The following is a 26,731-nucleotide window of genomic DNA, read 5'->3' as shown; positions in this document are numbered from 1 at the left end:
GCTTAGTTTCTCCCTGTGTTATAACGATCAGGACGAACATTAGTATTATTCGTATCTGGATACTGATAACGGTTATTAGATTTCGCTGGTTGTTGCGGTGCTGATACTGAGTTTTCCGAACGAACCGGTTTAGTATCAGTCGCGTTAGCGCTCATGATTTTATCTAATGGTAGATAAAGCATGTTGCCAGTACCTTTAGTATCAACCACAACTTTCGTTGTATTTGAATAAACCTCTTCCATTGTTTCAAGATATAAACGTTGACGCGTTACTTCAGGCGCAAGGTTATACTGTGGCAATAGACTTTCGAAACGTGCCACTTCACCTTGTGCTTTTAGCGAAACTTGTTGTTGATAAGCTTCAGCTTCTTGCTCAATACGTTTCACTTGACCACGTGCAGATGGTTCAATTGCACGTGCATACGCTTCAGCTTCACGAATATAACGTTGTTCATCTTCTTGTGCTGCAATCGCATCATCGAATGCATCTTTAACTGCTTCCGGTGGACGTGCAGACAAGAAGTTGACGTCAACAAGTTGAATACCCATGTCGTAAGCATCAATAATCGTTTCAATGTTTTCACGCGTACTTTGGCGAACCACTTCACGACCCGTCGTGATCACGTCATCCATTGTCGTATGACCGACAACAAAACGTAATGCACTGTCGATAGCTTGATGTAAGCTATCATCCGGATTTGTTACACTAAATAAATAATTACGTGGGTTGATAACCAGATATTGAATATCCATTTTTACATCAACAACGTTTTCATCTTTAGTTAACATTGAACCAGACGCAGGCATAGAGCGAATACTCTTTATGTCAACCGGGATCACGCGATCAACAAACGTTGGTAACCAAGATAAACCCGGTTCAACTGTTTGAGAATATTGACCGAAACGTAATACTACGCCACGTTCAGCTTCTTTGATCGTATAGAAACCACTGACTACCCAGATAACTGCAAGTACACCAAGTACCAGAGAAACACCTACTTTATTAAAGTTAGCGCCTCCAGAAAACTTACCGCCGTTGCCGCCACCGAATTTGCTGGTTAGCTTTTTAAATACTTCGTCAAGATCAGGGGGTCCCTGCTCTTTCCCTTTTTGTCCCCAAGGGTCGCGATCTTTATTACCGCCATTTCCGGGCTCATTCCAAGCCATTTGCATCTCCATTACCAGATAGTTTCGGGAAAATATTAATTATATCAGCCTAATGCTGAAGGATGAAGTCTTCAATGTTATTACATTTGTGTTTTTTCAAACGTTGCCAATCAATCATAGTCATTCTAATGTCGAGTAGCCAGTCACCATTTTCAGCAAACGCTTCATGTTCAATACAATCGAGATTATATAGATGACTTACGATATTACCCTGCATTGCCGGTAACTGTAACTTGACCACTTTCATGGTACTTGCCAGTAACTCCCTCAATGCTTGATATAAAAACTCTGTACCTTCGCCTGACATTGCTGATAACCATACGTTAACAGGCTTACCTTCGTCATCATAATCAATACGACAACGACCATCATCAAGCTTATCAACTTTGTTATATACCATCAATACGGGTACTTCACCCGCATCGATCTCTGTTAATACCGAATTTACTTCAATGATATTACCGCGCATATTTTCATCTGCACAATCAATTACATGTAAAAGTAGATCTGCTTCTCGTGTTTCCGTTAAAGTCGCCTTAAAAGCGGCAACTAAATCGTGCGGTAAATGACGAATAAAACCAACGGTATCCGCTAACACCACTTCACCGACATCAGCAACCGCAATACGGCGCAATGTAGGATCTAACGTCGCGAACAATTGGTCTGCCGCATACACTTCAGAATTAGTTAAACGATTAAACAGCGTTGATTTACCAGCATTAGTATAACCCACTAACGAAATTGTCGGTATTTCACGACGCTTGCGCATGCGACGACCTTGGTCACGCTTGGTTACAACTTTACCTAAACGACGTAAAATACTGTCCATACGAACGCGTAATAAACGACGATCTGTTTCCAGCTGAGTTTCACCTGGGCCACGCATACCGATACCGCCTTTTTGGCGTTCTAAATGCGTCCAACCACGAATTAATCGGGTCGACATATGGCGCAGTTGCGCTAATTCAACTTGTAATTTACCTTCATGAGTACGGGCACGTTGCGAAAATATATCTAAAATCAAACCAGTACGGTCAACTACACGACATTCAATTAACGCTTCTAAGTTACGTTCTTGACGTGGTGCTAAGGCATGATTAAAAATAACAATATCAGCATTGTAAAGCTTTACAGCTTCAGCAATTTCTTCCGCTTTACCTGAACCAACAAAATATTTAGGGTGTGGTCTTGAACGTGCACCAGTTACGACAGATAACGAATCGACACCGGCAGAAGAAACCAACATTTCTAATTCATGCAGGTCTTCTCGGTTATCTTCATCATTAAAGTTAACGTGTACTAATATGGCACGTTCACCAGCTTCATGGCGATCAAACAACTTCACGACTCCCTATGAGTATATGACCCACAAGATTTTTTAGTTTAAATTTCAAAAATTTATTTATCACTTTCACTTTCAGGTTGGAGACCATGCTGCAGTGGACGTGCCGGTACAACAGTTGAAATGGCATGTTTATATACCATTTGGCTGACTGTATTTTTTAACAAGATAACAAATTGGTCAAATGACTCGATTTGCCCTTGTAACTTAATACCGTTAACTAAATAAATTGCCACAGGAATACGTTCGCGACGTAATGCATTCAAAAACGGGTCCTGTAATGATTGTCCCTTAGCCATCAATAGTTTCCTTTTTAAAATTAGATTTTTATTATAATGAAAAATATACCCAATAATTACCAGTATACAGCTTAAAAATAGGCTCTAGCCAACTGATAATAAAACTTTTTCTAAATTGTCATCTGCTTTGGAGTCTAACCACGTTAGATCGTTCCAACTTTTTAACCACGTCATTTGACGCTTTGCCAATTGTCTTGTTGCCACAACACCACGGAACACCATTTCATCATGGTCCATGTTGCCATCAAGGTATTCCCACATCTGACGGTAACCCACACAACGCATTGAGGGTAAATCAAGATGTAAATCATCGCGTTGATGTAAGCCTTTAACTTCGTCTTCAAAACCTGCTGCGACCATCAATTTAAAACGACGTTCGATACGTTCATGCAACACGGCTTTGTCAGTGGGTGCAATAGCAAACTGAGTGACATCATAAGGCAATGACTCGCCTTTCTGTTGGGTAAGCTCTGTTAATGACTTACCCGTTAAACGATAAACTTCCACTGCACGGCAAACACGCTGTGCATCATTATGATGTAAACGTGCTGCTGATACTGGGTCATACAAGGCTAATTCTTGATGTAATGATTCCCAGCCACGTAATTTTGCTTCCGCTTCAATAGCCTGTCTAATCTCTGGCACAGATGTCGGCACCGGAGATAACCCTTCAAGCAGTACTTTAAAATAAAGCATAGTGCCGCCAACAAGTAGCGGTATTTTTCCTGCATCTGTGATCGCTTGCATATGTTTTAATGCATCTTCACGAAAATCAGCTGCCGAATAGCTCATGACAGGATCAATAATATCAATTAAGTGATGCGGCGCCTCGGCAAGTTCTGCCGCGGTCGGTTTCGCACTACCAATATCCATACCTTTATAAATTAACGCGGAATCTACGCTGATAATTTCACATGGCAGGTTTTTTGTTAACTCAATAGCAAGATCAGTTTTACCTGACGCTGTTGGCCCCATTAAAAAAATCGCTTTTGGTAATGGTTTAGTTTGCTGTTGAGTCACAGTTAAGCCTCTCGATTACAGACATTAAATTTCTCTATTACAGACATATAGTCAAGTTTCTCAAATAGTTTAGAACGGTATTGCTGTTGTACACAGCTATCCAGTCCAATAAATTGGCTATATATTTGAGTCGCTTGTTCCCAACTAAATTTGGTCAATCCGTGACTACCTTGTATTGCAAGCCAATAACACAAGGGCGCAACATCAGAGGCAGTAGCCTGTTCTGATAGATGGACTATCTGTTGCAATAACTCAGGCAACACAGCAGATAAGTTCGCTTGGCGTAATTGTGCTGGTACCTTTCTAACGATAATGGTGGCGGAATTGCTATAATTCAACTCCAACCCGAGTCGATTAAGCAAATTTTGCTGCTTTTTTGCGGTTTCAACAAAGTTTTTGTCTAATTTTATCGATATTGGCAATAACAGCGGCTGCGATATAACCCCTTGTTCCCACGTCGCTAACAATTGCATTTTACAGTTTACTTGCCACATTGCCTGTACGTTAGCCAGCAACAAGGCATCATCATCTTGCACTAATAAGTAATTTTCGCTGAGTAAACTAAGCAGTTTTACACGTGTAACAGGCTGCTCATTCGCTTGTCTATTAGCACTCGTTTGACGCCCTTGATTAGTATTTACTGCAGCACTATTTGTGAACGAATCATGTCTAGACGCTTGCTGCAATTCAGCAATTTCGGCCTTAGTCGGTTGTAACAAATGATTATATTGCTTGATAGCACCAGCTGAGGGTGCATCTGAAATATATCGCGGCGCGGCATAACCTGGTGACTTGGCATTACCACTACCAGCATCTGTTACACCGTAACCGTGTTGTTTTTGCATCGGCGCATGACCAACATAGGTACTGGTACTGGCATTAGCACTCGCACCGTTGTCCGCACTGTCAGCAATACCCATTTGAGCCGAGTCTTCGACAACGTGCACATTGGGATTTGTAGACAGTTCGGCTTGTCCAGGATAACTGAGCACTTCCTGTCCCGGTAACGCCGCAGCAGGCATTGATGGGCTAATGCCTTCTGAAATAGCTTTAAACACGCCTTGGAAAATAAAGTCATGCACGAGGCGCGCTTGGTGAAAACGCACTTCATGTTTAGCTGGGTGTACATTGACATCGACCTCGCGCACCGACACTTCAATAAACAGCACGTAAGCCGGTGGCGCAGCGATACCCGTTGCTTCTTCATAAGCTTGACGTAAGGCATGGTTGATAAGCTTATCGCGCATCATACGGCCATTAACGTAGCTGTATTGCACATCCATTGGTGCATTGTCATGGGGTAAACCAATCCAACCCCAGAGTTTTATATCACTGTGTTCACACTCCAACGCCATACAGTTAGCCATGAAGTTGTTGCTGGTAATACTGGCCACACGACGTTCTTGCTGCTCAATCGTTGTTGCCGGTCGATAACTGCGGATCACTTTACCGTTGTGCTTCAGAGTTACCTGTAAGTCAAAACGACTTAATGCAATACGCTTAACCAATTCATCAATATGATTAAACTCCGTTTTATCGGTGCGCATAAATTTACGGCGAGCGGGCGTATTGAAAAATAAATCAATCACTTCAACCGTCGTACCAATCGGATGTGCAGCAGGTTTAACCTGTACTTGCATATCACGTCCTTCCGCATAGGCTTGCCATGCTTCAGTTTGATCTTTGGTACGTGAAGTAAAAGTAAGTCGAGAAACAGAACTAATACTCGCTAACGCTTCACCACGAAAACCAAGACTATCAATCGCTTCAAGATCATCTAACGTGGCAAGTTTACTGGTAGCATGACGACTCAATGCCAGACCCAACTGGTCTTTGTCGACACCTGAACCATTGTCACGGATCCGGATCAGCTTAGCGCCGCCCTTTTCAATATCAATGTCGATACGCGTTGCACCAGCATCAATACTATTCTCAACAAGCTCTTTTACGACTGATGAAGGGCGTTCAACCACTTCACCTGCTGCAATTTGGTTCGCTAATCGGGGCGGTAAAATTTGAATTGTCATGACACACCTAACTCGTTGGTATTTTCAATTTCTGGCCAATAAACACAGTATTCTTGGTTAAATTATTTAACTGCTTGATGCTTGTCACTGATGTGCCATAACTGTCCGCAATGACAGACAATGAGTCTCCTTTTTTAACCACGTGAATACTATTGCGCATATACGCCAAGTAAGTATCTTTTGGTGGGGCATTACGGAAATGCAAATAGCTCCCTTGGGCAATGGCGTTAGCAATTTTATATTGGTGACTGCTCGTGGTTAACTTCTTACCTTCTCGATAATTGGTAACAAAACCCGCTTCCACCAAGAGTGAAGGTATATCCAGCGACTTTAATACCGCCAAACTTTGCTCGTACGGTTTAGATTTATGCATGCCCGTCACTTTAGCGAGTTCATGATGGATTAATGACGCCACGTTATACCCTGCACCTTGAGAATATTGCTGACCAAGATCAAGGAACATGTACTGCAAATCATCATCCGCATCGCTATTTTTAATCGCGTCGCCCACACCGCCTAACAAGCCATCGACATTATCATTACGCAGATTTTTCTTAAATTCATAATTGGCCCGACCTTGCGATAAGATCAGCGTTGACGCACCAGAGGGTTGTGATGAGGTAAAACCATCGGCATGCACAGAGACTAATAATTCAGCTTTGTACTTACGTGCAATGGCCGAACGTTCATTCAGTGAAATGTAACGGTCATCTTTACGGATCAAGACGGCTTTAATGCCTTTTTTCTTATTCAAAATCGCCACGGTCTTTTTAGCAATCGCTAAGTTAATGTCTTTTTCAACAAACTTTTTAAACCCTATCGAACCCGGATCTTTACCACCGTGTCCGGCATCAATCGCAATAATCACATCTCTGCGAGGGTATTTAACCACGGCTTTTTTAGCTGGTTTGTTGGCTACGGTTGGGCGACTTTCCTTTATCACCGGCTTGGCTGATTTCGTCGGTTTAACCGGTAGGTCAATCACGATCCTATTTTTAGCTGTTTTACTGCCAGCCAATTCAAAAAAGCGGTAATGAATCGGTTTAGCCAAGTGAAAAATAATCCGTAAATCACTGGATTTAGCCGATTTAGCCTTTTCGACGCGGGTAATATTACTGCTTAGTTTAGCCAGTCGACTGATATTCGCCAGATTACGCGTACCAGCAAAATCCACCACAATTTGTGTTTTTTTGTGGCGGTCATAAAGATTAAATAACGGTTTTTTGGCCAGGTCAAAAACAATCCGTGTTTTGTCCGCATGCTCAACAATCCTAATGGCCGTGACCGAATTGGCAGCATAACTTAATGGCATAAAGCACAGGAATACTATGCTCAATAATAAAATCCGTTTAAACATCTTATCCTACATTTATATTGGCAAGTTTATTAACCAGCGTTGCACCTAATTCACTAATGCCTTCGACAACGACTTCGCGTTGCTCATCAACATAAGTAAGCGTAATTTTTAAATCTTCTACAGGTAAGAAACCTTCACCACGCTGTGGCCATTCAACTAAACACAGGCAATTATCGGTAAAATAGTCACGAATACCCATGAATTCTAATTCTTCTGGATCAGCCAGACGGTAAAGGTCAAAGTGATAGACATTCCAATCAGCTAATTCATACGGTTCAACTAATGTATAAGTAGGGCTTTTCACATTGCCTTGATGACCCAGTGCTTGTACAAAACCACGGCTGAGTGTCGTTTTACCCGCGCCCAAATCACCGTGTAAAAAAATGGTCGTTGCGCTATCGCATAAACGCGCAAGGCTCGCACCAAAAGCAACGGTTTCAGATTCGTCTGCTAGGAAAACTTTTACTGTATTTGTCATCTAATTTAACTACCTTAAACATTAAAATAAAACGCTATATTGAATTCTGTTCACCATTCACTTATAAAATTGAACAGGTATGTCGATTCTACAAATTGTCGAGCCCAATGAAAACCACAATATGATAAACTTTACCTCAATTTACTAATAGACAGATAATAAACCATGCCTCCTATCGACTATCAACAACTTACGCAACAAATTAAAGCCTGGGGGGCAGAGCTTGGTTTCCAACAAGTCGGTATTGCTGATACCGACCTATCAACCTACGAACCGCATTTTCAAACTTGGTTAGATAATGGTTATCACGCCGACATGGATTATATGTCACGTTACGGCACCATGCGAACACATCCAGAAGAACTTTATCCCGGTACTATTCGCGTGATCTCGGTGCGCATGGATTACATGCCACCCGACGCGCTTATGGCGACAACCTTAAAACAAAAAAATAAAGGTTACATTAGCCGTTATGCGCTTGGTCGTGATTACCACAAAATTGTGCGTAAACGCCTGAAACAACTGGGCGACAAGATCAGCGAACATTGTGAAACCCTCGATGCCCGACCTTTTGTAGATACCGGCCCTTTACTCGAACGTCCATTAGCCGAAAAAGCCGGCTTGGGTTGGACAGGTAAGCATTCTCTGATCTTGAATAAAGAAGCTGGTTCGTGGTTTTTTCTTGGCGAAATATTAATAAACCTGCCATTACCGATTGATAAGCCAATTGAAAATCAATGTGGTAAATGCACTGCCTGTTTACAGATTTGTCCAACACAAGCGATTGTCGAACCTTACAGCGTCGATGCAAACCGTTGTATTTCTTACCTTACGATCGAACTATTCGGGCCAATTCCAGCGCAATACAGACCGTTAATTGGTAATAGAATCTACGGTTGTGATGATTGTCAGTTGATCTGCCCGTGGAACCGATTTGCCGCGATCACTGGCGAAAAAGATTTTCACCCAAGATCAAACCTACATTCGCCTGAATTATTGACCCTGTATGCGTGGGATGAAACTTATTTTCTAAAACAAACAGAAGGCTCGCCGATCCGTCGCATTGGCCACGAACGTTGGTTACGTAATATTTCGGTGGCCCTGGGTAACGCGGCTTATTCAACAGATATTGTCGCCGCTTTAGAAGCCAAGTTTGTAGAAACAACCGAGATGGTACAAGAGCACATCACTTGGGCACTGCAACAACAGCAAGCCAAAGCAGACAATATTATTCCAGTATTACAGATAGATAAAACCAAAGATAAATTAATTCGTATGGTTGAGAAAGCCCTGCCACGCGATGCCTAGTTAAAAGTTACAGTTAAAAGTACAAGCATGAGATAACAAAAAGCGCGTAGAGGGCAGTCCCCTACGCGCTTCATATTTATCGCTTTAGCGCTTATTTTTCGGTTTTATCAACCTGACTATCAACACTCTCGCCAATACTATCAGCAACATTGCCACCAACGCTGCTTTCAGCTGCAGCACTGGTTTTGTCTACCAGCTGTTGTGCTTCCCACGCTTTCGCTTTATGGATTAGACCTGTAATGCTTGAGCCTTGTACCAAAATAGAGAACACCACGACAGAATAAGTCATGACCAGAATAATTTCTCGTACATCGATATTTTTCTCTGGAATAATAAATACCCCAGCTGGAATTGCCAACGCCATCGCCAACGCTAAACCACCACGTAAGCCACCCCATGTCAGGATCCTCACAGAGAACGGATTGTAACGGCGAAAACGATTAAAGAATAAATAACAGAATTTCACGCTTAAATAACGTGCTATTAATACCAATGGAATAGCAAAAACCATCAAGATCCAATCTTCTTTATGGAAACTAAACAACAACATAGCCATACCAATCAACAAGAATAGAATACCATTGAGGAATTCATCGACGAGTTCCCAGAAGTGATCTAAGTGGTACTCACTTTCTGGTGAAAAGCCTTTTTGACGCGTCCAGTTGCCAATCATGATACCAGCAACAACCATGGCTAACGGACCCGAAACATGGATCACATCTGCAAATACATAACCGGCAGTTGGTATCGCTATCGTCAGTAATAGTTCCATCGAGTGATCGTTAGTCGAGCTGATTAAATAATGGAATACTAAACCAAGCGCTAAACCATAGATGATGCCACCAATCGCTTCATGCAGGAACAACTGAGTCACACTGCTCACAGTCGGCGCTTCACTACCAAAGGCAACGGTAAATAGCGTCATAAAGATCACTAAACCAAAGCCATCATTAAACAATGATTCACCTTCGATTTGCGTTGAAATACGCTGCGGTGCATCGAGATTCTTCACAATCGCCAGTACCGCAATCGGATCCGTCGGTGAAATAAGCGCACCAAACAGTAAGCAATAAATGAAGTCTAATGGAATACCAACAAGCTGGCAGAATCCCCATAATACCCCACCTATAAAAGCGGTTGAAAATAACGTCGCCACCAGCGCTAACACAGTAATTTCCCATTTCTGGTCCCTCATGTGCGCTAACTTGATGCCTAAGCCGCCAGCAAATAATAGGAAGCCTAAGATGCCTTTTAATAAAAAGCTTTCAAAGTTGATGCTATTTAATTGCTCTGTGGCGATTGTTTCTAAATGGAACCAGCCGCTTTGACCCGCAATCACAATACCTAAAGACAGTATTATTGATCCCGCTGTTATCGCAACGGTTGTTTGCATCTTGCCAATTTTGCTATTAATAAACGCAATGAAAATAGCAATTGCAGCGAGAAAACATAAGGTACTGTATACCGACATGCCACACCTCTAATTGAAGTAAATTTGATTAGATTAACTGAAGATTATTTTTATGAGCTACACAATGTTCTTGTTAACTATAAAAATCAAGTTGTTTCAGCAATATGACGAGCAACTAACAATGAATGGAGTACTTAACCTAAACAAGAGCTAATAACCTACCTACTATTATATAGTTAACAGCAACCACAAAGCATTTTATTGAAAGCCGGGTATTTTATAGATAACAACGAAATGTGATGGCAGGATTATACCGAAACCACTTATTCAACGTACTCTTGTTGGTATTAGTATTTGCCCCAACACAAGTATTACGTCACTGTCGTTTCGGTATACAAGTACGTAAATTAACGTTTTTTCGGTACCCAAGCCCAAATGAATTCAGCTTTAATTGGTTCATTGCCTTCACTGTCAGTGATCACTACCGGCACCGAGATATCGCCTTTTTCAGTACTGCGAATATGGTTAATCTGCTCATCCGTTAAAGTCGCTACCGCCGTTAAATCCCCAGCCGCACGACGAACATAATCGATGTTCATATTCTTTAATAATGGAATACGGTTGTCAGGTACATGCATGCCAATCAAAAAACCGGTCGCGGATTCACCCAATAACGCCATTGCTGCAGCATGTACACCACCGATATGGTTTTGCACGCGTTTACGGTTTTTTAAGCTAAGTTTAGAGCCTGAAAAATCTAATTTTTCGACACGTACTTTTGAAGTACCTGCAAATTTAATGACTTTACCAAATACCAAAGACAATGTTGCGGCATGGCAACCCTTTGGCAGTAGCATGACTTTCTTAACGATTTTACTGAGTTTATTATCGGCTTTCATGTCAATCCTTGAGATTATATTAGTTTCCAAAACAAATACTTAGCTTGTCTCAATGTAAGCAGCAAGCAGTGAACGACTAAGTACTATAATATTGAATAAATAAGTACTATAACATTGAATAAATAAGTGCAATTGGTCTAAATGACATGGGATAAAAATTAGTGGCTATAAATAGATAGTTTTGGATTTTATAATAATGAAGGTAATAAAGAGAGATAGTAAAAGGGAATGTTATAAACTAAGAGATTATAAGGGGAGAAATTGGAGCGGTACAAGAGGCTCGAACTCTTGACCTCAACCTTGGCAAGGTTGCGCTCTACCAACTGAGCTAGTACCGCATCACTGTAGTTTATAGTTCTTCAACTTATCTCTGTCATCATGGTGTGATAAAAGAAATTGGAGCGGTACAAGAGGCTCGAACTCTTGACCTCAACCTTGGCAAGGTTGCGCTCTACCAACTGAGCTAGTACCGCTTCTGTCTGATTTAAAGTTTCAGGAACTGTATCTCTTTCATCATGGTGTGAAGAGAGAGATTGGAGCGGTACAAGAGGCTCGAACTCTTGACCTCAACCTTGGCAAGGTTGCGCTCTACCAACTGAGCTAGTACCGCTTCATTTTGATTTAGAGTTTCTCAACTATTCGATTCATTCAAACGAATTAACATTCAAATCAATCTGAATTTGGAGCGGTACAAGAGGCTCGAACTCTTGACCTCAACCTTGGCAAGGTTGCGCTCTACCAACTGAGCTAGTACCGCTTCTGTCTGATTTAAAGTTTCAGGAACTGTATCTCTTTCATCATGGTCTGAAGAGAGAGATTGGAGCGGTACAAGAGGCTCGAACTCTTGACCTCAACCTTGGCAAGGTTGCGCTCTACCAACTGAGCTAGTACCGCTTCATTTTGATTTATAGTTTCTCAACTTTATCTCAATCATCATGGTATGAAGAAAGAGATTGGAGCGGTACAAGAGGCTCGAACTCTTGACCTCAACCTTGGCAAGGTTGCGCTCTACCAACTGAGCTAGTACCGCATCACTGTGATTTAAAGTTTCTCAACTATTCGATTCACCCGAATGAATTAACATCCAAATCAATCTGAATTTGGAGCGGTACAAGAGGCTCGAACTCTTGACCTCAACCTTGGCAAGGTTGCGCTCTACCAACTGAGCTAGTACCGCTTTGGTATTTTCTACTACTCTAAGATAAGATTGGAGCGGTACAAGAGGCTCGAACTCTTGACCTCAACCTTGGCAAGGTTGCGCTCTACCAACTGAGCTAGTACCGCATATCATCTTAGGTGCCGAATTATATAGAACCGACTGGTTTTTGCAAGCATAGAGCTAGGCTTTATGATAAAAAAACCTTATATCGCCGAATGTTTCGACTATAAGGTCGTAAAATTATCTAACCAGTCGTTTCAGTGCTTAAATTTTAAACATATGTTGACGATAATGCTGTAATTCGCCGATTGATTCACGAATATCATCCAATGCTAAATGCAAACCTTGCTTGTGAAAACTCGCTACAACCTCAGGGCACCAACGACGGCCTAATTCTTTAATCGTGCTTACATCAACATTACGGTAATGGAAATAATCATCTAAATCCGTCATGTACTTAACCAAAAAGCGTCGGTCCTGACCAATACTATTACCACATAATGGTGATTTACCTGCCGGTACCCATTTATGTAAGAACGCTAGCGTTTGAGCAACCGCCTCTTTTTCAGTCACTTCACTCGCTAATACGCGTTTAACCAGACCTGAATTGGTATGGTGGGTTGTACACCACTCATCCATCTTATCAAGTTCGGTTTTATCTTGATGAATCGCTAATACAGGTCCTTCTGCAAGAATATTTAATTCACTATCGGTAACGATAGTGGCAATTTCAATGATCAGACATTTTTCTGGATCAAGACCTGTCATTTCTAAGTCAATCCAAACTAAATTATTTTCATTAAATTGCGCGGTATTGTCGGCAAGTTGCATAGAGGAGATCCTAATAGTTGTCGTGTAATCGTATGTTTAAGGTTATTATACCTTATCGACCTCGAAATGCGATGTTCAGCAACAGCTGTACTACAATACGTGTTGTTACAACTCAGGAATTAAATTACCCGTGGCTAAAAAGAAACATCTAACCCAAGGTCAAATACGTCGTGTACGTAGCAACCAGACTAAACGTCTAGAAAAGCCAGATACAAAAGAATGGGATGACTCTCTTCTCGGCAAAAAGCAAGAAGGTGTGGTCATTAGCCGCTTTGGTCAACATGCGGATGTAGAAGCTGAAGATGGTATCATTCACCGTTGTAATCTACGTCGTTCTATTGCGAGCTTAGTAACGGGTGACCGTGTTGTTTGGCGCTTAGGTAATGAACAGCTGCAAGGCATTTCTGGTATTATCGAAGCAGTACACGAACGCAGAACCGTATTAACACGTCCTGATTTCTACGATGGTATTAAACCCATCGCTGCCAATATTGATCAAATTGTGATCGTATCCTCTGTCGTACCAGAATTCTCAACGAATATTATCGACCGCTATATCGTTGCAGCTGAAGATGTAAAAATTCGTCCAGTGATCTTATTAAACAAAATTGATTTATTAACCACTGATGAATTATTTACCATTAACAGACAACTACAAACTTACCGTGATATCGGCTATGAAGTATGGCAAGTATCCTCTCTCGAAGGTAAAGGTTTATCTGAGTTGCAACATCTATTAAAAGATAATACCACTATCTTTGTTGGTCAATCAGGCGTAGGGAAATCATCACTGGTTAATGCATTAATGCCTGAACTAGATGTCGAAGTGGGTGACGTATCAGAAAAATCAGGTCTGGGTACTCACACAACAACGACTGCGCGTTTATATCACTTTCCATCAGGTGGTGATTTAATTGATTCACCAGGGGTACGTGAATTCTCGTTGTGGCACATGAAACCAGAAGAGATAGCGAACGGCTTTATCGAGTTTCGCGATTTCTTAGGTGAATGTCGTTTCCGCGATTGTAAGCATAAAAACGACCCAGGTTGTGCACTACAAGATGCGATAAAACAAGGTAAGATCAAAAAAGTACGCTTTGACAACTACCTACGTATATTAGAAACCATGTTAGATAATCGCCCAACGCGTCATGTTCCAGTGCGTAAATAACACGCGCTCATGACGTAATAAAAAATATAATCAAGGTTATCTTGCTGCTACAAATAGCAAGGTAACGATTATCTACTCAAACTCATGACGCAAATTATGACAACAGCTAATTCTGACAACAATAGTCAAACTTGTTACAATGGCGTTAATTCTATTTAATTATCATTATTCAACTATTTAAGAGGCTCTCAGGTGCTAGACAAGCTTAAAGTTATTGCCCAATACTGCTTTCCTCAACACGGTTTATCTCGTCTTATTGGTTTATTCGCAGCCGGCGCGCATGGCAAAGTAACCACCAATGTAATCACTTGGTTCATCAAGCGTTACAATGTAAACATGGATGAAGCGAAACATTCAGATCCTGCACACTTCCAAACATTTAACGACTTCTTTACCCGTGAGTTAAAAGAAGGCGTACGTCCAATCAATGCTGACGACAACATGTTATGTCAACCCGTAGACGGCGCAGTAAGCCAAGCAGGTCCAATTACGCAAGGTCGTATTGTTCAAGCTAAAGGTCATGACTACAGTGTGTGTGAATTACTTGGCGGCGATCGTCAACTCGCTAACAAATTTGAAGATGGTGACTTTGCGACGGTCTATTTATCGCCACGCGATTACCATCGTATTCACATGCCAATGACTGGCACGTTAAAAGAAATGATTTTTGCGCCGGGCGACCTGTTTTCAGTAAACCCACTAACAGCGCAAAATGTACCAAACCTATTTGCCCGCAACGAACGTGCTATCGCTATCTTTGATACCGAAGTCGGTCCGTTTGCCATGGTATTAGTTGGCGCAACAATCGTTGCTTCTATTGAAACAATCTGGCACGGCACAGTGGCCCCCTCGAAGAATAAAGAAATAGTGCGTTGGACATATGAAAACCAAGCACCAATCGTTATCGAAAAAGGTGCAGAAATGGGTCGCTTTAAACTGGGTTCAACTATCGTTGCCGTGTTTGCGAAAGACGCAATTGAGTTTGTTGATGAACTACAGCCAACAGCACCAACGATAATGGGTGAAGCATTCGCTCGTATCAAAACTAAATAAGCGCTTAACTCGCGTCATTAATTAGCACGATTAACCCGTTACACACCGCTGTAACGGGTATATTTACGCCACCGCACTAACAAAAATAAAAAATCCCCTAACTCATAATGCCAATTGAACTGGCTCGCCATTGCAAGGATGTAAGCAATTAATGGAAGAACGTAAACAAGGCCTTTTGGCACTCCACTCGGCGACGCTATTACTGGGTGGCACGACTTTATTTTCCAAACTAATTCCATTAAGCGCCCTTGATATCACCATTATTCGTTGTGTCATCGCCGCGACCGTCTTGCTTTTATTATTAAAAGTAACCAAACAACCATTGCGATTAAATAAGTTGAGTGACTATGGTTGGGCAATCTTATTAGCCGCATTAGTAGGCGCGCATTGGGTAACCTTTTTCTTGGGCATGCAATTGTCGACCATTGCGATTGGACTTATTGCCTTCTACACTTATCCTGTCATGACGGTATTTTTAGAACCGCTGTTTAATAAAGAAAAGATCCAAGGTCAGGATGTCTTATCGGCCTGTGTGGTGTTATTCGGCATCAGCTTGTTGGTACCAGAGTTGTCTTTAGAGAACGAAGTGACGCTGGGTATTATTAGCGGCATTAGCTCTGCATTTTTGTTTACCTTAAGAAATATTCTCTACAAACGTAAGCTCTCGCAATACAGCGGCCCTCACACAATGTTTTATCAAACATTATTAACCGCGTGTATGCTTTCACCATTTTTGAGTGTAGACTTGGCGAGTATAAATAATGACAATTGGACGTTATTAGTTGTGTTAGGTATTTGCTTTACCGCAATGCCGCACACACTGCTAGTTACAGCATTACGTTACCTAAAAGCGAAAACAGTGGGACTTATCTCCTGCTTACAACCGCTTTATGGTAGTTTGCTAGCGATCCCCTTTTTAGGTGAAATCCCCAATGCTGCCACCATCACCGGAGGCGTATTAGTGGTCTCAGCCGCCCTCTTTGAAACTTGGCATGCAGGAAAAAAATAGTACTCAATAACCGACATTGATAATCAATAAATTAATATCAATGACGTTATGCGCCGTACTTATGAAATATTATGATGACTAAAAATTATGTAATTTTACTTATTCTATTTTCATTATTTATTACGCCAGTTCAGGCACAGTTTAGTTATGGTGAAGCGCAGCTTAATAACACCATTGCTCAACTGGAAGAACTAGAGCCGACCCCCTCGATTAAATTACAACTCAAATACTATCAACAAGCCTTAAAAGATTTAAGCGAAGATAACCATGCACGTCAAACAGCGGCAAATTATCAAAATATCATTGATGACTATCCTGTCACATCGCAAACTTTAAGAGCACTGATCAACGACTATAAACCGGTCATCTTTGCTAATGCCAGTGATTGGCCAGTCAATAAAGTCGAGCAAGAGATTGCCAGACAAAACTCCAGCCAAACAGCGTTAAAAAAACAGCAACAGGCACGCAGTAGTGAACTCACGACGATCGGAATTCGGATTAGTTCATTTCAGACTGATATCGAACACATACGTGGTCAATTAACCGATACTCAAAAAGAGCACGAAAAATTAGTTGGCAGCAGTAGCAGTGACATCAACTTAAACGCTGTGCAAGAAGCCTTACGCATCTCGCTGCAAATCAAACTGTCATCACTATCAACTCAGATCCAAATGTTGGAACTTGAACAGCTCAGTGCCAGCAACCGCAGTGAATTAGCCCAGCTCAATCGTCGTTTAAACTTATTAGAACAAAAAGACGTTAGCCTCTACCTCACCACATTGACCGAGTTACGAAATAACATCTTACGTAAAGAAACCGAAGATGCGATTGCGCGTAGCAAGCAGATCAATGATTCATCACTGATTAGTTCACCTTTTTTACAGCTGCAACTTGAAATCAACCAAGAACTGTCTAACGCACTCGAAATTGTCTCAGCAAATAACGAAACCATTCAAGATAAGCAGCATGCCGTTAGCCAACAAGTGGATGCGCTCACTACCACTTTAATTAACTTTAATGAACAAGTTGAATGGCTAAAAATAAGCTCAGCATTTGGTGAAAACTTACGCGCGCAGGTCAGTAGTCTCCCTACAGAACCGCCATTAACCAAACTAGAAAATGAGATTGTCGAAAGTCGTTTATCACGATTTCGCTATCAAAAAATGCTCACACAATTAGACAGTCTGCCATTAACGACAAAGACACTCACGACAGAAGAACAAGCCAGCTTGTTACGCTTTATTGAATTACGTCGACTGTTACTCAGCAAACTGATTTCTAGCCTAGATAACCATATTTACGAGCAAGCAAAGTTAAAAGTCAGTTATAGCAAAATGAATAGCACGTTAGTACAAATTAAACAGCAAGCGGATGAGCATTTATTTTGGGTTCCAAGCATTCCCTTATTGGGCACGCAAAGTATTACCGAGCTATTTTCGAGTATGCTTTGGCTTACCTCAATCGATAACAGCATTACTATCCCACAAGCTATATTCTCGACACCACTTGGTACCCTAAGCCTTGCCGCACTGTTAATTCTAGGCCTGACTTATTTACGCACACCTTTAAATAAATACTTTACCAAGCATATTGCCGAAACATCACCAAAAGTCGGTAAAGTAACCCAAGATAAGTTTGCTTATACCCTGCGTAATTTAGCCTACTCACTTGCAGATGCACTAATTTTACCGATTTCACTTTTTGTCACGACCGAATTACTCATTAACGCATGGGAATACCCGTTTGCCGTCAATATTGGTCATGCGTTACAAGACTCGTTATTTTTATTAGTTATCTACCTGTTCATGCGTAACCTGACTCGACATAAAGGGCTACTGCAGATCCATTTAAAAATAGATAAACACCGTATCGCTAAGGTTTGGGGTTATTACCAAGTACTCTTTTTCATCTCGTGGCCTGCATACATTATCCAAGTGCTGTGTTACCAATATCCAGAACAAGCCTATGACGGTTCACTCGGCCGCCTAGCTTTTGTGATTACCTGTGGTGCATTAGTGCAATTCTATTACCGTTTGTATCGTGAAAAGCTACCGTTAACCTATCAAAAAAAGAATAATGATAAGCCTCACATTGTCCATCACACCATTTGGACTGCATTTATTCTGGCACCCGTGGCGTCTGCGATCATGGCGATAATGGGTTATCTTTATACCGCCCAAGTGTTGTTAAAGCAGATGGAATCTTCGCTGTTAATGGGGCTATTCTTTTTATTAAGTTATTACTTGATCCGCCGCGGCATGCATTTGCAAAAACGCCGCCTTGCTTTTGAGCGTGCTAAAGCCAAACGTATCGATATTATTGCTCAGCGTGTGAAAGAAGTTGAAAAAGGGGGGCAAAATGCCAGCCAAGAAAATCATTTTGATATCGAAGAACCTGAAATCGATTTAGATCAAATCAGTGCGCAATCGCTTGGACTGCTACGTACCTTGTTAACACTCTTATTTATGGCATTAAACGCGCTGTTCTGGTCCGAAATTCAAAGTGCATTTATCTTCTTAGATACGATCACCTTGTGGGATGCTTCCAGCACCTTAAACGGGGTAGAGTATGTCGACCCTATCACGTTAAAAAGCTGCCTGTTAGCACTTATCATTTTTGTGCTGACCTTGGTATTAATACGTAATTTATCCGGTGCACTCGAGCTCTTGTTCTTACAGCATCTTGACCTTTCTCCTGGTACCGGTTTTGCCATTACGACCTTGGCCAAATACATGACGATCTCGATTGGTTTTGTTATTGGTTTTAACTTCTTAGGCGTCGATTGGGCGAAAACGCAATGGCTAGTAGCCGCATTAACCGTTGGTTTAGGTTTCGGCTTACAAGAAATCTTTGCTAACTTCGTATCCGGTTTAATCATCTTATTTGAAAAACCAATCCGTATTGGTGATACCGTGACGATCCGTGATTTAACCGGCAGTATCAGTAAAATTCAAACTCGAGCAACGACCATTGTCGATTGGGATAGAAAAGAAATTATTGTGCCGAATAAAGCGTTCATCACCGAGCAATTTATTAACTGGTCACTGTCCGACTCCATTACGCGTGTGATCATTAATATTGGCGTTGAATTTGACTCGGATATCGAGTTAGTGACTAAACTGCTATTAGAAAGTGCAGAAGAAAACAGTTTGAGTCTTGATAACCCAGGACCAGAAGTATTCTTTATAGAGTTCGCACCACATGCATTGCGCTTTGAAGTACGTTGTTATGTTTCAGAAATGGGCCATCGTTTAACCATGACTCACGAACTCAATACCCGTATTACCCATGTCTTTAAAGAGCACAATATTCGCATTGCCCTACCGCAATTAGACCTACGGGTAAAAGATGGTTTTAAAGTCAGTGATAGCAGTCATATCATGAGCATGAAGAAAGGTAGCTTAAAATGATTTTAGATAGTTAAACGACAGCGAAAAGGATGAGTAACGTATCGTTATCTCACCCTTTTTTATAGCGGTAATTTAAGCCCGAGGGGTGGGAAAGGCAATCACCTCATCAAGACTGTTCGCATCCGTCGCGAGCATAACCAATCGGTCAATACCTAACGCCACACCGGCACAATCAGGAAAGCCCGCCGTTAACGCATCAATCAAATGATAGTCGATCGGTTGCTCTGGTAAGTCCATGGTTTTACGCTTGTCATTATCCGCTTTAAAACGGCGTAATTGCTCTGGCGCATCGGCTAATTCATGAAAGCCATTCGCCAGTTCAATACCTTTAAAATACACTTCGAAACGCTCTGCTACACGCTCATCTTTATGACTAATACGCGCCAGCGCTGCTTGTGATGCCGGAAAGTCATAAATAAAACACGGTACATCTTGGCCAATTTGACTCTCTACGCCGACATAGAACAATAACTGTAAGATAGTGTCGCGGTCAGGTTCATGCTCTAACACGTCATAAACCCCGTACGGTTTTGCCGCTTGACGTAATTCATCCATCGATGCGGTTAACGGGTCTAACTGTAAAAATTGCTTAAATGCATTTTGATAAGTAAAACGCTGCTCTTTACCAGAACCGAGTACCAGGGTCAGCAACTCAGACATTTCATCCATAAGCTGAAAATGATCAAAACCAATACGGTACCACTCCAACATGGTGAATTCGGGATTATGGTGACGCCCCGCTTCTTCATTACGGAACGATTTACTCATTTGGTAAATACAACCACTGCCTGCTGCTAGCAATCTTTTCATATGAAATTCAGGTGATGTTTGCAGATATAAGGGCAGACCTTGGCTGTAACCAGGGCCAACAAATAGCGTGCTAAATGCAGCTAAATGTACATCGGTAACGGCGGCTTGGCTCAGCGCTGGCGTATCAACTTCTAATACATCTCGCTGCGCAAAAAACTCACGGATAACATTTAATACATTAGCCCGAGCACGAAGTGCAGTAAAACTTGCACTCGGTTGCCAATTAAATTCACTCATATCTACTCCGGTTGTCATTACCTAAAACGTTTTACCTGTTTCCCAAAAACTAAAATGCCAGTCAAAAGACTGGCATTTTATCGTTCATTAACGCTAATTGAGTTAGCGTAAAATCAACTTATTTAACACGACCAACATATTCGCCAGTACGTGTATCAACTTTAACTACTTCACCGATTTGGATGAATAGAGGTACACGAACAACGGCACCTGTAGTCAATGTTGCAGGTTTACCACCTGTACCCTGTGTATCGCCTTTTAGGCCAGGATCTGTTTCTACTACTTCCAATTCAACAAAGTTTGGAGGTGTAACAGCAATTGGGTTATCGTTCCACGTCGTAATAACGCAGATATCTTGTTCAACTAACCATTTAGCCGTATCGCCAACCGCTTTTACGTCAGCTTCAACTTGCTCAAACGACTCATTGTTCATAAAATGGAAGTATTCGCCATCGTTATATAGATAGGCTAATTCTATTTCCATTACGTCTGCTGCTTCAACAGTTTCGCCAGACTTAAATGTTTTTTCTAGCATTTTACCAGAAACTAAACGACGAACTTTAACGCGATGAAATGCTTGGCCTTTACCTGGTTTTACATGATCATGTTCGATGATAGAGCAAGGCTCATTATCAAGCATGAATTTTAAACCGCCTTTAAAATCACTGGTTTTGTATGTTGCCATGTTATCCTCATGAAAAAATAGATTTCAATAATTAGAGTTCAATAATGCCGCAAATGATAACCCGAAATGGAGCAAAGATGCAGGAAAATTGGAAAAAAGACTTAGCAAGAGCCATTTCAGATCCTAGAAAGCTACTTTTTATACTAGAACTTCCCGAGACAACTTTCCAAGCAGATTTTGCGGCAAGACAGTTATTCCCTATGCGCGTACCGCAATCGTTTGTGGATCGCATGGAAAAAGGCAACCCAAAAGACCCGCTATTTTTACAAGTCATGCCCAAGCAGCAAGAGTTCATCCAAAAGGCCGGATTCATCAAAGATCCACTTGATGAGCATGAATCAATCGTGCCAGGTTTACTGCACAAATACACCAACCGGGTACTCTTTATTGTTCGTGGTGGTTGCGCGATCAACTGTCGTTATTGTTTTCGCCGACATTTCCCTTATCAAGAAAATAGTAATAACAAACACGAATGGCAACAGGCTATCGATTATATTCGTTCTAAACCCGAGGTCATCGAGGTTATTTTTAGTGGCGGCGATCCGCTCATGGCCAACGACGAACAACTTGGTTGGTTAGTTGAACAACTAGAACAGATCCCGCATCTTAAGCGTCTACGCATCCATACGCGTTTACCCGTGGTGATGCCGAGTCGTGTGACCGATGAATTCGTGGCCCTGCTAAAACAGTCGAGTTTGCGTTGCAGTGTGGTATTACATATAAACCATCCCAATGAGTTAGCCGCAGAATTACCCGTGGCATTAGCGAAACTCACCGCTGCCGGAATTGACTTATATAACCAAGCCGTATTATTAGCTGACATTAATGATAATGCCGATGATTTAGTGGAATTACATGAGCGCCTGTTTGATAACCGTATTCAACCTTATTATTTGCATGTATTAGATAAGGTCGAAGGCGCCAGTCATTTTGAAGTATCGGAAGAAAAAGCCGTTGCACTCATGAATGAGCTGTTATTGCGTTTACCGGGATTTTTAGTGCCAAAATTAGTACGAGAGATTGGCGGTGAGAAAAGTAAAACGCCTATTTCTATTTAAAAAATAGCTATTTAACGAGAGTAATTTAACAAGAACCAACAACAATACATCTAAGTAAGTCGTCTAATAAAGAGCAGACAATAAAAAAGGAATGACCACCAGGCCATTCCTTTAACGTTCTTATCACTCGCTTAAACCGAACTACATTAATCTAATCGTGATTAATGTAGTTTAAGCGTAGGACGTAATACGCGGTTTAAACTACCAACCAACATCATCAGTCCCGTTTTCACATAACCGTGTAAGGCAATTTGATGCATACGGTATAATGAAATATACACCATTCTAGCAATACGGCCTTCAACCATCATGCTGCCTTTAGTCAGGTTACCCATTAGGCTACCCACAGTACTAAAGCTACTTAACGATACCAATGAACCGTGATCATGATAGACAAATGATTTTAGCGTTGAGCCACCCTGCATCAGCGTCATGATATTTTTAAATGCGACCGTCGCCATTTGGTGTGCAGCTTGAGCACGCGGCGGTACAAATGAACCATCGGCTTGAGTACACGATGCTAAATCACCAATCACAAAAATACTGTCATCACGGCTGGCTTGTAAACTACCTTTAACCACGATCTGGTTAATACGATTGGTTTCTAGCCCAGCAATGTCTTTGATAAAGTCTGGCGCTTTAATACCTGCAGCCCATACCATTAACGATGCTGGAATTTCGTCACCGTCTTTAGTCACTAATCCTTTACTGTTCGCTTCTGTCACCATCGTTTCGGTGCGCACATCCACACCAATTTTAGTTAACTCATGGTGCGCAGCAGCTGAAATACGCGCTGGTAATGCCGGTAAAATACTCTTGCCTGCTTCCACTAACGTTACGTTTAACGACTCTTGATTTACATTAGTAAAACCGTAAGCCGATAATTGTGATGCGGTATTGTGTAATTCCGCAGAAAGCTCAACACCTGTCGCACCCGCGCCAACAATCGCGATGTTAACTTTGGCGTCTTTATCTTTGTTAGCACCGTGCAACAAGAATGCATTTAATAATTCTTTGTGGAAACGATGTGCTTGATCTGGACTGTCTAAGAAAATGCAGTTTTCTTTAACACCTTTGGTATTAAAGTCATTACACATACTGCCAATCGCTAATACCAAGTAATCGTATTGCAAGGTTCGCTCAGCAATTAACAATTCGTTACAGTCATTATATAAAGGGGCAAGGGTAACGGTTTTAGTATCACGGTCTAAACCTGAGAAACTACCGAGCTGAAAATCAAAACTTTGATTCTTCGCATGTGCAGCATAACTTAACGCGTCAATACCAGTATCAAGTGAACCAGTTGCCACTTCATGTAATAACGGTTTCCATAGATGGGTTTTATTACGATCAACAAGCGTAATGCGTGCTTTACCTTTTTTACCCAATTTACGTCCCAGTTGCGTAGCAAGCTCAAGGCCACCAGCACCGCCTCCGATCACAAGAATTTTTTTCATCTTAGTACGTCCTCATAGATATATCAGTTAACGGTATTCAACAACCTTAATACTGGCTATTTTCAACTACAGTTAACTGATACAACTAAGCGATGCTTATCTTGTCATTCATTCCTTTGAGCTGACATTAGAACATAATTTCTAGGTGCAGAGCTAGTAATATTGCGCTAGATCACATTTTTACGCCAAGCTACAAACAGCAGAAATGACACTGCCGCGTCGCTTATATAGCATCTTGAAGTCACTTTGGTATATAATACCGACCCATTTATCGATAAGAATCCCGGCGCTATGACAAATCAACAACTTCATGAACAGTTAACTGCACAGCTTAAAGGCTTTTACCACCCAGCAATCGAAGCTGATGATTTTTTAACGTTACTAAGCAAACGTAAAATGGGTAAATTCAGTGCTATCTTTGCAGAAAACAGTGGCTTTAAAGCAAATTCAAATCGCTTCCTACCTTATATGGAAGAGTTAGTTGAAGATCAGCAAGCATTACCAAAAACAGATGAAGACGGATTTGATGTTGCGATCGCAACATTCCTAGGTAAATTACAGCAAATGCATACTGTACTGGGTCAATTCTCTGAGCAATTAAAAGAAAAGAAACAGAGTAAGCCAAGTAATATCGGTGAATAGCTTAGGTTAATAATGCCTGCTTCTAGTGCCATTCATCCTATTGAATGGCATCTTTATTTATCCCCTTCAAGCACAACCTAAAACCCAATCGTTAGCGGAACCTTCAAATAAAGATGTAACATATAAAATATATAGTTCATTAAAATCATAAAAAACATTATAGATACCTCTAAATATATATCTTTTTGGTATAAAGAGTAAAAAAAGCGCTATTTTATAGAGTCTTAGCTCTACGACTTACACATTCCCTTAGTAATATTTTTCATATTTGCAAACAGATCAGAGCAGTTTTATTTAATGCTTCTAAAAACATCGATAACAGCAATTTTAACTAATGATAACAAATACTTAATAAATAATTGTAACGTAAAGTAAAGTAAGGTTAAATTATTGTTAACTTAGAAAGTATGAGGTAAACCAACAAGGTGTCATAAAAGTTGATAAAAATACCTTTACGATCTAATACGAAAGGCTTAGATTTCAATACAAGTTTTATAGGTATTTAAAAAGTTCATTTTATTTGAACTGACATATCGCATTCAAAATTCTAATTTTATAGGGTGGTTTACATGAGAATTAATAAAGTTGCTTTAGCAGTTACAGCATTACTTGCAGCAAGCCAAGTTCAGGCAGCTGGTTTCCAAGTTAGTGAACATTCAGCTTCAGGTCTAGGCCGCGCATTCGCTGGTGAAGCAGCAATCGGCGACAATGCAGCATCACTTGCACGTAACCCTGCATTAATGGCAACTTTTGATAAAGCGCAACTTTCAGTTGTGGGTTCTTATGTATCACCAGAAATTGATGTTACAAGCAGCACAATGGGTGCTGCTGGTAATGCTAATGATGTTGCGCCATCTCAAGTGGTTCCTGCTATGTATTACATCCAGCCGATTAATGATCAATGGGCTGCAGGTCTAGCGATTTATTCTAATTACGGTGTTGGTACAGAATATCCTACGAATTACGCTGCAAATCCAGCGGCAGGCACAACAAGCATCATGACTGTCAATTTCAACCCGAATGTTTCTTATCGCATTAATGAGCAACTAAGCTTAGGTGCGGGTGTAAGTGTGGTTTATGCTACAGCTGAATTAGAAAGAAACTCAGGCGCAGCCAATATAGCCGATATGGAAGGTGATGGTTACGGTTTCGGTTGGAACCTTGGTGCATTATATGAAATTAATGAAAATAACCGTTTAGGCATTAGCTACAAATCAAAAGTTAAAACTGAACTTGAAGGTGATTACAAAGGTATATCAACATCAGCAGCTTCAAGAGGTGATACGAGTAGTGGACTTCCAGTTCAAGCGCTTCCATTCATAGACCAAAAAACTGTTGATGGCACGTTAGATATTAACCTACCTTCAATCTTAGAGGTATCTGGTTACCACAAATTAACCGATAAGTTCGCAGTATCATATAGCTGGCAGTACAGCACTTGGTCTGACTTCGGCGATATCGTTGCTGAGGGTGATAAGTGCTACGATGTGACGACTGGTACTCCAGGTGTTTGTTTAGAGAAAAAAGAAGATTTCAGTAACTCAAGCCGTTACGCTGTTGGTGGTGAATATTACCTGTCAGAAGCTATCATACTACGTGCAGGTTATGCATTTGATGAACAAGCTGGTGCATCAACATTGAGTATTCCAGACACAGATCGTCAATGGTATACAGCCGGTATGACATACAAAGCATCACCAGCATTATCATTTGATTTCGCAGCGGCGTTAGTCGCTGGTAAAGAAATTACATTTACAGAAGCCGTTGGTACTAGTGAGCATGAATTCACTTCAAGTGGCGATGCGTACATCTACTCAGCACAAATGAACTACAGCTTCTAATCCAAGCTTAATTCAGCTTTTCATTAAGCAGTTCATCTTTGCACTAAAAAGACAGCCTCGG

21 protein-coding genes and 8 tRNA genes are annotated in these 26,731 nt (G+C 41.2%); 8 read left to right on the top strand and 21 right to left on the bottom strand.

Annotated elements, in window-relative coordinates:
* Positions 1-2: 2 nt before the first annotated feature.
* The 7 genes from hflK to tsaE all read right to left on the bottom strand — a co-directional run bounded on the left by hflK (position 3) and on the right by tsaE (position 7,689).
* Entirely contained in the window at positions 3-1,166 is a 1,164-nt protein-coding gene (gene hflK / locus A923_RS0111600) for an FtsH protease activity modulator HflK (RefSeq protein WP_017221845.1), read from the bottom strand.
* A 49-nt stretch (positions 1,167-1,215) separates the two neighbouring features.
* Positions 1,216-2,505 (bottom strand): ribosome rescue GTPase HflX, encoded by a 1,290-nt coding sequence (hflX, locus tag A923_RS0111595; RefSeq protein WP_017221844.1) that lies wholly within the window; start codon positions 2,503-2,505, stop codon positions 1,216-1,218.
* A gap of 59 nt (positions 2,506-2,564) precedes the next feature.
* Positions 2,565-2,807, bottom strand: coding sequence for an RNA chaperone Hfq (hfq, locus tag A923_RS0111590; protein ID WP_017221843.1), 243 nt, complete (start codon positions 2,805-2,807; stop codon positions 2,565-2,567).
* Positions 2,808-2,891: 84 nt separating this feature from the next.
* Positions 2,892-3,782: a tRNA (adenosine(37)-N6)-dimethylallyltransferase MiaA gene (miaA, locus tag A923_RS0111585; RefSeq protein WP_237716212.1), complete on the bottom strand. Its 891-nt coding sequence runs from the start codon at positions 3,780-3,782 to the stop codon at positions 2,892-2,894.
* 47 nt (positions 3,783-3,829) lie between these two features.
* Positions 3,830-5,854: a DNA mismatch repair endonuclease MutL gene (mutL, locus tag A923_RS0111580; RefSeq protein ID WP_017221841.1), complete on the bottom strand. Its 2,025-nt coding sequence runs from the start codon at positions 5,852-5,854 to the stop codon at positions 3,830-3,832.
* Between the two features lie 7 nt (positions 5,855-5,861).
* Entirely contained in the window at positions 5,862-7,211 is a 1,350-nt protein-coding gene (locus A923_RS0111575) for an N-acetylmuramoyl-L-alanine amidase (RefSeq protein WP_017221840.1), read from the bottom strand.
* 1 nt (position 7,212) lies between these two features.
* Positions 7,213-7,689 carry a tRNA (adenosine(37)-N6)-threonylcarbamoyltransferase complex ATPase subunit type 1 TsaE gene (gene tsaE / locus A923_RS0111570; protein WP_017221839.1) on the bottom strand — a complete coding sequence of 159 codons (477 nt, stop codon included), beginning with the start codon at positions 7,687-7,689 and terminating at the stop codon, positions 7,213-7,215.
* A 165-nt stretch (positions 7,690-7,854) separates the two neighbouring features.
* Between tsaE and queG the strand changes: the two genes are divergently transcribed.
* Complete coding sequence (gene queG, locus A923_RS0111565) at positions 7,855-8,997, top strand: tRNA epoxyqueuosine(34) reductase QueG (RefSeq protein ID WP_017221838.1); 1,143 nt, start codon at positions 7,855-7,857, stop codon at positions 8,995-8,997.
* Positions 8,998-9,088: 91 nt separating this feature from the next.
* Here queG and A923_RS0111560 read toward each other — a convergent pair whose 3' ends face one another.
* From A923_RS0111560 to orn, 11 genes are all read right to left on the bottom strand, one after another.
* A complete protein-coding gene (locus tag A923_RS0111560) occupies positions 9,089-10,468 on the bottom strand; it encodes a cation:proton antiporter (RefSeq protein ID WP_017221837.1) in 1,380 nt (459 codons plus the stop codon).
* Positions 10,469-10,815: 347 nt separating this feature from the next.
* Positions 10,816-11,307 carry a DUF4442 domain-containing protein gene (locus tag A923_RS0111555; RefSeq protein ID WP_017221836.1) on the bottom strand — a complete coding sequence of 164 codons (492 nt, stop codon included), beginning with the start codon at positions 11,305-11,307 and terminating at the stop codon, positions 10,816-10,818.
* 262 nt (positions 11,308-11,569) lie between these two features.
* A tRNA-Gly gene (locus A923_RS0111550) sits at positions 11,570-11,645 on the bottom strand.
* 59 nt (positions 11,646-11,704) lie between these two features.
* A tRNA-Gly gene (locus tag A923_RS0111545) sits at positions 11,705-11,780 on the bottom strand.
* 61 nt (positions 11,781-11,841) lie between these two features.
* Positions 11,842-11,917: transfer RNA gene (locus A923_RS0111540), tRNA-Gly, on the bottom strand.
* Between the two features lie 71 nt (positions 11,918-11,988).
* Positions 11,989-12,064: transfer RNA gene (locus A923_RS0111535), tRNA-Gly, on the bottom strand.
* Between the two features lie 61 nt (positions 12,065-12,125).
* Positions 12,126-12,201 (bottom strand) — tRNA-Gly (locus A923_RS0111530).
* A gap of 60 nt (positions 12,202-12,261) precedes the next feature.
* Positions 12,262-12,337 (bottom strand) — tRNA-Gly (locus tag A923_RS0111525).
* 71 nt (positions 12,338-12,408) lie between these two features.
* Positions 12,409-12,484, bottom strand: a tRNA-Gly gene (locus tag A923_RS0111520).
* A 31-nt stretch (positions 12,485-12,515) separates the two neighbouring features.
* A tRNA-Gly gene (locus tag A923_RS0111515) sits at positions 12,516-12,591 on the bottom strand.
* Between the two features lie 139 nt (positions 12,592-12,730).
* On the bottom strand, positions 12,731-13,297 hold the full coding sequence (gene orn / locus A923_RS0111510; protein ID WP_017221835.1) for an oligoribonuclease: 567 nt from the start codon (positions 13,295-13,297) through the stop codon (positions 12,731-12,733).
* Between the two features lie 130 nt (positions 13,298-13,427).
* Between orn and rsgA the strand changes: the two genes are divergently transcribed.
* The 4 genes from rsgA to mscM all read left to right on the top strand — a co-directional run bounded on the left by rsgA (position 13,428) and on the right by mscM (position 19,940).
* On the top strand, positions 13,428-14,468 hold the full coding sequence (gene rsgA, locus A923_RS0111505; protein WP_017221834.1) for a small ribosomal subunit biogenesis GTPase RsgA: 1,041 nt from the start codon (positions 13,428-13,430) through the stop codon (positions 14,466-14,468).
* Positions 14,469-14,660: 192 nt separating this feature from the next.
* A complete protein-coding gene (asd, locus tag A923_RS0111500; protein WP_017221833.1) occupies positions 14,661-15,521 on the top strand; it encodes an archaetidylserine decarboxylase in 861 nt (286 codons plus the stop codon).
* A 151-nt stretch (positions 15,522-15,672) separates the two neighbouring features.
* The gene (locus A923_RS0111495) at positions 15,673-16,530 is read left to right on the top strand and encodes a DMT family transporter (RefSeq protein ID WP_017221832.1); all 858 of its coding nucleotides are present in this window, start codon (positions 15,673-15,675) and stop codon (positions 16,528-16,530) included.
* A 71-nt stretch (positions 16,531-16,601) separates the two neighbouring features.
* Positions 16,602-19,940 (top strand): miniconductance mechanosensitive channel MscM, encoded by a 3,339-nt coding sequence (mscM, locus tag A923_RS0111490; RefSeq protein WP_017221831.1) that lies wholly within the window; start codon positions 16,602-16,604, stop codon positions 19,938-19,940.
* A 72-nt stretch (positions 19,941-20,012) separates the two neighbouring features.
* Here mscM and epmA read toward each other — a convergent pair whose 3' ends face one another.
* Complete coding sequence (gene epmA / locus A923_RS0111485) at positions 20,013-20,987, bottom strand: elongation factor P--(R)-beta-lysine ligase (protein ID WP_017221830.1); 975 nt, start codon at positions 20,985-20,987, stop codon at positions 20,013-20,015.
* A 118-nt stretch (positions 20,988-21,105) separates the two neighbouring features.
* Positions 21,106-21,672: an elongation factor P gene (efp, locus tag A923_RS0111480; RefSeq protein ID WP_017221829.1), complete on the bottom strand. Its 567-nt coding sequence runs from the start codon at positions 21,670-21,672 to the stop codon at positions 21,106-21,108.
* 77 nt (positions 21,673-21,749) lie between these two features.
* Between efp and epmB the strand changes: the two genes are divergently transcribed.
* The gene (epmB, locus tag A923_RS0111475) at positions 21,750-22,730 is read left to right on the top strand and encodes an EF-P beta-lysylation protein EpmB (RefSeq protein ID WP_017221828.1); all 981 of its coding nucleotides are present in this window, start codon (positions 21,750-21,752) and stop codon (positions 22,728-22,730) included.
* Between the two features lie 161 nt (positions 22,731-22,891).
* Here epmB and A923_RS0111470 read toward each other — a convergent pair whose 3' ends face one another.
* Positions 22,892-24,187, bottom strand: a complete 1,296-nt coding sequence (locus A923_RS0111470) for an NAD(P)/FAD-dependent oxidoreductase (protein ID WP_017221827.1) — start codon at positions 24,185-24,187, stop codon at positions 22,892-22,894.
* A 291-nt stretch (positions 24,188-24,478) separates the two neighbouring features.
* Here A923_RS0111470 and A923_RS0111465 point away from each other — a divergent pair, with 291 nt between their 5' ends.
* Both A923_RS0111465 and A923_RS0111460 read left to right on the top strand, forming a co-directional pair.
* Positions 24,479-24,829, top strand: a complete 351-nt coding sequence (locus tag A923_RS0111465) for a hypothetical protein (protein WP_017221826.1) — start codon at positions 24,479-24,481, stop codon at positions 24,827-24,829.
* Between the two features lie 569 nt (positions 24,830-25,398).
* Positions 25,399-26,670 carry an OmpP1/FadL family transporter gene (locus A923_RS0111460; protein ID WP_017221825.1) on the top strand — a complete coding sequence of 424 codons (1,272 nt, stop codon included), beginning with the start codon at positions 25,399-25,401 and terminating at the stop codon, positions 26,668-26,670.
* The last annotated feature ends 61 nt before the right edge of the window (positions 26,671-26,731 follow it).

This window comes from Moritella dasanensis ArB 0140 (assembly GCF_000276805.1).
Lineage (GTDB): Bacteria > Pseudomonadota > Gammaproteobacteria > Enterobacterales > Moritellaceae > Moritella > Moritella dasanensis.
Note: the sequence above shows the minus strand (reverse complement) of the source record. Positions and strands in the feature narration are given on the sequence as shown.

Excerpts from the sequence above, each read along its gene's own strand:
- hflK (WP_017221845.1), bottom strand. The coding sequence starts at position 1,166 with ATGGCTTGGAATGAGCCCGGAAATGGCGGTAATAAAGATCGCGACCCT.
- hfq (WP_017221843.1), bottom strand. The coding sequence starts at position 2,807 with ATGGCTAAGGGACAATCATTACAGGACCCGTTTTTGAATGCATTACGT.
- miaA (WP_237716212.1), bottom strand. The coding sequence starts at position 3,782 with ATGGGGCCAACAGCGTCAGGTAAAACTGATCTTGCTATTGAGTTAACA.
- mutL (WP_017221841.1), bottom strand. The coding sequence starts at position 5,854 with ATGACAATTCAAATTTTACCGCCCCGATTAGCGAACCAAATTGCAGCA.
- A923_RS0111575 (WP_017221840.1), bottom strand. The coding sequence starts at position 7,211 with ATGTTTAAACGGATTTTATTATTGAGCATAGTATTCCTGTGCTTTATG.
- tsaE (WP_017221839.1), bottom strand. The coding sequence starts at position 7,689 with ATGACAAATACAGTAAAAGTTTTCCTAGCAGACGAATCTGAAACCGTT.
- queG (WP_017221838.1), top strand. The coding sequence starts at position 7,855 with ATGCCTCCTATCGACTATCAACAACTTACGCAACAAATTAAAGCCTGG.
- A923_RS0111560 (WP_017221837.1), bottom strand. The coding sequence starts at position 10,468 with ATGTCGGTATACAGTACCTTATGTTTTCTCGCTGCAATTGCTATTTTC.
- A923_RS0111555 (WP_017221836.1), bottom strand. The coding sequence starts at position 11,307 with ATGAAAGCCGATAATAAACTCAGTAAAATCGTTAAGAAAGTCATGCTA.
- orn (WP_017221835.1), bottom strand. The coding sequence starts at position 13,297 with ATGCAACTTGCCGACAATACCGCGCAATTTAATGAAAATAATTTAGTT.
- A923_RS0111495 (WP_017221832.1), top strand. The coding sequence starts at position 15,673 with ATGGAAGAACGTAAACAAGGCCTTTTGGCACTCCACTCGGCGACGCTA.
- mscM (WP_017221831.1), top strand. The coding sequence starts at position 16,602 with ATGATGACTAAAAATTATGTAATTTTACTTATTCTATTTTCATTATTT.
- epmA (WP_017221830.1), bottom strand. The coding sequence starts at position 20,987 with ATGAGTGAATTTAATTGGCAACCGAGTGCAAGTTTTACTGCACTTCGT.
- efp (WP_017221829.1), bottom strand. The coding sequence starts at position 21,672 with ATGGCAACATACAAAACCAGTGATTTTAAAGGCGGTTTAAAATTCATG.
- epmB (WP_017221828.1), top strand. The coding sequence starts at position 21,750 with ATGCAGGAAAATTGGAAAAAAGACTTAGCAAGAGCCATTTCAGATCCT.
- A923_RS0111470 (WP_017221827.1), bottom strand. The coding sequence starts at position 24,187 with ATGAAAAAAATTCTTGTGATCGGAGGCGGTGCTGGTGGCCTTGAGCTT.
- A923_RS0111465 (WP_017221826.1), top strand. The coding sequence starts at position 24,479 with ATGACAAATCAACAACTTCATGAACAGTTAACTGCACAGCTTAAAGGC.
- A923_RS0111460 (WP_017221825.1), top strand. The coding sequence starts at position 25,399 with ATGAGAATTAATAAAGTTGCTTTAGCAGTTACAGCATTACTTGCAGCA.